General features: G+C 72.1%; 6 protein-coding genes and 1 pseudogene. All 7 read right to left on the reverse strand.

Annotated elements, in window-relative coordinates; genetic code table 11:
• Positions 1 to 171, reverse strand: a pseudogene (locus ACRDP3_RS08080) (ATP phosphoribosyltransferase); the annotation flags it as partial.
• 111 nt (positions 172 to 282) lie between these two features.
• Positions 283 to 555: a phosphoribosyl-ATP diphosphatase gene (locus ACRDP3_RS08085; protein WP_431516159.1), complete on the reverse strand. Its 273-nt coding sequence runs from the start codon at positions 553 to 555 to the stop codon at positions 283 to 285.
• A 12-nt stretch (positions 556 to 567) separates the two neighbouring features.
• The gene (gene ribH / locus ACRDP3_RS08090; protein WP_431516160.1) at positions 568 to 1071 is read right to left on the reverse strand and encodes a 6,7-dimethyl-8-ribityllumazine synthase; all 504 of its coding nucleotides are present in this window, start codon (positions 1069 to 1071) and stop codon (positions 568 to 570) included.
• 68 nt (positions 1072 to 1139) lie between these two features.
• Entirely contained in the window at positions 1140 to 2483 is a 1344-nt protein-coding gene (locus tag ACRDP3_RS08095) for a bifunctional 3,4-dihydroxy-2-butanone-4-phosphate synthase/GTP cyclohydrolase II (protein ID WP_431516161.1), read from the reverse strand.
• Between the two features lie 89 nt (positions 2484 to 2572).
• Positions 2573 to 3247: a nicotinamide mononucleotide transporter family protein gene (locus tag ACRDP3_RS08100; protein WP_431516162.1), complete on the reverse strand. Its 675-nt coding sequence runs from the start codon at positions 3245 to 3247 to the stop codon at positions 2573 to 2575.
• On the reverse strand, positions 3244 to 3849 hold the full coding sequence (locus ACRDP3_RS08105; protein WP_431516163.1) for a riboflavin synthase: 606 nt from the start codon (positions 3847 to 3849) through the stop codon (positions 3244 to 3246). The genes ACRDP3_RS08100 and ACRDP3_RS08105 overlap by 4 nt, the downstream gene beginning before the upstream one ends.
• The coding region (gene ribD, locus ACRDP3_RS08110; RefSeq protein ID WP_431516164.1) for a bifunctional diaminohydroxyphosphoribosylaminopyrimidine deaminase/5-amino-6-(5-phosphoribosylamino)uracil reductase RibD at positions 3850 to 4895 on the reverse strand (1046 nt) is incomplete at its 5' end.

The following is a 4895-nucleotide window of genomic DNA, read 5'->3' on the forward strand; positions in this document are numbered from 1 at the left end:
GACGTAGACGGCGATGTCGCGGGGCCGCAGGAAGAAGAACTCGACCTCGTTCTCACTGTCGACGAGCACCAGTTCGCGGCGGTCCTTGCGCTGCCGGTAGCCCGCCTCATGGAGCATCTCCGACGCAGGCTCGGACAGTGAACCCTTGTTGGGGACGGCGATGCGCAGCATGGTGCGGGCTTCCTTTGTGTGGGTGCGTATGTCGGGTGACGTGGCAAGAAGCGAGGATCGGAGCGGTGGGAGGGCGCCGGCGGTGCGCGCCGTGTGCGCGGTGCGCGGACCTCAGAGGTGAGCGTATACGTCCTCGAGGGAGACGCCGCGGGCGATCATCATCACCTGGAGGTGGTAGAGCAGCTGCGAGATCTCCTCGGCGGTGCGCTCGTCCCCCTCGTACTCGGCGGCCATCCACACCTCGGCGGCCTCTTCGACGATCTTCTTGCCGATGGAGTGCACGCCCTGGGCGGCCAGTTCCGCGGTACGGGAAGTGATGGGGTCGCCGGTGGCGGCCTTGTGCTGGAGCTCGGCGAAGAGCTCCTCGAATGTCTTGTTCGCCATGGTGGTCTTACTCTACGTGCCGGCCGGCTGCCGCCCGCGCGTGGGTTCGGCCACGGTGCGCAGTGCGGCGGCGGTGGCGACGGCTGCGGTGACCGCCTCGTGGCCCTTGTCCTCCGAGGAGCCCGCGAGCCCGGCCCGCTCCAGCGCCTGCTCCTCGGTGTCGCAGGTCAGCACGCCGAAGCCGACGGGGACGCCGCAGTCGACGGAGACCTTGGTCAGCCCCTGGGTCACGCCCTGGCAGACGTAGTCGAAGTGCGGCGTGCCGCCGCGGATGACGACGCCGAGGGCCACCACCGCGTCGTGGCCCTCGGCGAGGACCTTGGCGGCGACGGGCAGTTCGAAGCTGCCGGGGACGCGCACCAGCGTGGGCTCCTCGATGCCCAGCTCGCGCAGGGCCCGCAGCGAGCCGTCGAGCAGGCCGCCCATGACCTGCTCGTGCCACTGGGCGGCGATCACGGCCACGCGCAGATCGCCGCAGTTCTCGACGGACAGTTCGGGTGCGCCCTTGCCGCTCACGTTGCTCCTTGGTGCTGTCGCTCGTCTTCGATGTGGTGGATTGTGCTCATGTGCTCATACTCTCGCGCTCACTGGGTGCCGCAGGGTGAGGCGCGGTCCGCGTCCAGCCAGGGCAGCTCGTGCCCCATCCGGTCCCGCTTGGTACGCAGGTAGCGCAGGTTGTGCTCGCCCGCCTGTACGGGCATCGGCTCGCGCCCCTCGACTCGCAGCCCGTACCGCACGAGGGCCGCGGTCTTCTCGGGGTTGTTCGTCATCAGCCGCAGGGACCGGACGCCGAGGTCGTCGAGCATCTCGGCGGCCGCGGCGTAGTCGCGGGCGTCGGCGGGCAGCCCCAGCTCGAGGTTGGCGTCGAGGGTGTCACGGCCACGCTCCTGCAGTTCGTACGCGCGCAGCTTGGACAGCAGCCCGATGCCGCGGCCCTCATGACCGCGCAGGTAGAGCACCACGCCGCGGCCCTCGGCCTGCACCCGCTCCAGGGCTGCCCGCAGCTGCGTTCCGCAGTCGCAGCGCGCCGACCCGAAGACGTCGCCCGTGAGGCACTCGGAGTGCACCCGGACCAGGACGTCCTCTCCGTCGGACGCCGTCAGGTCGCCGGTGACGAGGGCGATGTGTTCGACACCGTCGGCGGTGGAGCGGTAGCCGTACGCGCGGAAGTCCCCGTACCGGGTGGGCAGCCGGGTGGCGGCCTCCCGGCGGACGGTGGGCCCGGGGCTCCGCGCACCGAGGGCGGGAGAGGTCCTGCGGTAGGCGGCCAGGTCTTCGATGGAGATGATCGAGAGGCCGTGCTTGCGGGCGAACGGGATCAGTTCGGGCAGCCGCAGCATGGCTCCGTCCTCGCCCGCGATCTCGACGATGGCGGCGGCCGGGCGCAGCCCGGCGAGCCGGGCCAGATCCACTCCGGCCTCGGTGTGGCCGGCCCGGGCCAGGACACCCCCGGGCTTGGCGCGGAGCGGGAAGGCGTGCCCGGGGCGTACGAAGTCGGCGGGCACCGAGGACGCGTCGGCCAGCAGCCGGATCGTGGCGGCCCGGTCGGCGGCGGAGATGCCGGTGCTGACGCCGTGGCCGGCGGTAGCGTCCACCGAGACGGTGAAGGCGGTGCCCATCGCCTCGGAGTTGCGCTCCACCATCTGCGGCAGGTCGAGCCGGTCGAGGTCGTCGGCCTCCATGGGGGTGCAGATCAGGCCGCGGCACTCGCTCATCATGAAGGCGACGGTCTCGGGGGTGATCCGCTCGGCGGCGACGATCAGGTCGCCCTCGTTCTCACGGCTTTCGTCGTCGACGACGACCACGGGGCGCCCGTCGGCGATGTCGGCTATGGCCCGCTCCACGGGGTCGAGGGTGACGTCGTCGGGGCCGTGCCCGCCGGCTTCACGCGCGGTGTACGCCGGGGGCCAGCTGGTCGCTGCGGTCATGCGTCCGCTCCTTGGTGAGGCTGCTGTTCCTTCGGCCGTGGCCCGCCGGTCCCGGCGGGGTTGCGGCTGGTCGGGTGTGCCTGTGCCGCTCATGACGGGACTCCTTCGACGGCGGTCGCGGGCCGGGTGGCCGCTGCCGCCGTGGTCTGCCGGGACTGCAGCCACCAGCTGCGCAGCCCCCACAGGACGAGTACGAGGTAGACGATGTAGACGAGCCCGGAGAAGGCGAGTCCACTGCTGAAGGCGAGCGGGACCCCGACGATGTCGACCAGCAGCCAGGCGAACCAGAACTCCACGAGTCCGCGCGCCTGGGCGATCATCGCGGCGAGGGTGCCGACGAAGATGTAGGCGTCCGGCCACGGGTTCCAGGACAGCTCCGGCACCAGGGTGAAGAGCCCCCCGACGGCGAGCGTGCCGATGGCCGTACCGGCGATGAGCAGCCCGCGCTCCCGCCGGCCGGCGAAGCGCACGGCGACCGAGCCGTCGTGGGCCTGCCGCTTCCCGTGCCGCCACTGCCACCAGCCCCACAGCGCGACGACGATGACGAGGAGCTGCTTGCCTTCGCCGCCCGCGAGCCGCGCGGAGTGGTACGCGGCGATGAGGACGACGCCGGAGAGAACCTGGACGGGCCAGGTGAGGAGGGAGCGGCGCCAGCCGAGCGCGAGCGCGGCCAGACCGATGGTGTTGCCGATGAGATCGGACCAGATGACGTGCTGCCCGAGAGCGGTGAACGCCTGGCTGTTGAGCCAGCCGGCCGAGTTCATCGGACCGCTTCCTTCGCGCCGCCGCCGTGCGTGAGCAGCCGCTCGACGTACTTGGCCAGCACGTCCACCTCGAGGTTGACCACGTCCCCGGCCCCCTTGATGCCCAGGGTGGTCAGCGCCAGGGTGGTGGGGATCAGGCTGATGGTGAAGTGCTCGGCGCCCGCCTCGACGACGGTGAGGCTGACGCCGTCGATGGTGATGGACCCCTTCTCCACGACGTACTTGGCGAGCCCCGGCGGGAGCTGGATGCGCACGGTGCCGTCCTCGCCGCGTTCGGCGATGGTGCCGGTGCCGTCGACGTGGCCCTGGACGAGGTGGCCGTCGAGCCTGCCGCCGAGCGCCATCGGACGCTCCAGGTTGACCCGGGAGCCGACGCTCAGCGCGCCCAGGCTGGAACGGGAAAGCGTTTCGGCGATGACGTCGGCCGTGAACTCGCCGTCGCCGGCCTCCACGACGGTGAGGCAGACGCCGTTGACGGCGATCGACTCACCGTGCCGCACGCCTTCGGTGACGACGGGCCCGCGCAGCCGGAAACGAGCGGCGCCCGCGAGCTCCTCGACGGCGACGACCTCACCCAGTTCTTCGATGATTCCGGTGAACACTCAGGACTCCTCGGTGGCAGCGGTGGAGACGGGGGAAGCGTGGGAGGGGAAGGAAGGAGAAACGGCACTCGCCCGGGAATCGGCCCCGGGGAGCGCGGTGATCCGCAAGTCCGGGCCGAGCCGCACGTGTTCGGTCACCGTCAGCCGCAACGCCTGGGCGATGGTGTCGATTCCGGCGGCACCGAGCGCTCCGGGACCGGCCCCCAGCAGTACGGGGGCGAGGTAGCCGATGACCTCATCGACGGCTCCGGCCTCGACGAAGGCGCCCGCGAGCGTCGGCCCGCCCTCCAGCAGCACCGAGCGGATCTCCCGTGCGTACAGGGCCTTGAGCAGTGCGTTCAGGTCCAGGCCCGGGTGGCCGTCCGCGGCGCGCGGCAGCCGCAACAGCTCGGCGGCGCCGTCCAGTTCACCGGCATCGGCGTCCTGTGCGACGGCGATCAGGGTGGGGGCGGCGTCGTCCAGGACGCGGGCGCCGGGCCGTACGACGGAGGCGTCGGTGTCGACCACGACACGCAGCGGCTGTACGGCCCCGGACACGCCGCGCACGGCGAGGTGGGGGTCATCGGCGCGGGCGGTGCCGGAGCCGACGAGGACGGCGTCCGCGCGGGCCCGCAGCCGGTGGACGTCGGCGCGGGCCTCGGCGGAGGTGATCCAGCGGCTGGTGCCGTCGGCGGCGGCACCGCGCCCGTCGAGCGTCGCGGCAAACTTCCACGTGACGAACGGTCGGCCGTGCTCCATGGCAAACGTCCACGTCGGGTTGACCGTGCGGGCCTGATCGGTGAGCACGCCACCTTCGACGTCGATGCCCGCCGCCCGCAACGTCTCGGCACCACCGCGGGCCACCGGGTTCGTGTCCGGCTGACCGAACACCACCCGGGATACCCCGGCCGCGATCAAGGCCTCCGCGCATGGCCCCGTCCGGCCGGTGTGGTTGCACGGCTCGAGCGTGACGACGGCGGTGGCTCCCCGGGCGGCGTCGCCGGCCTCCTTGAGGGCGACCACCTCGGCGTGGGGCGAGCCGGCCCCGCGGTGGAAGCCCTCGGCGA

The organism is Streptomyces sp. (assembly GCF_050698815.1).
Lineage (GTDB): Bacteria > Actinomycetota > Actinomycetes > Streptomycetales > Streptomycetaceae > Streptomyces.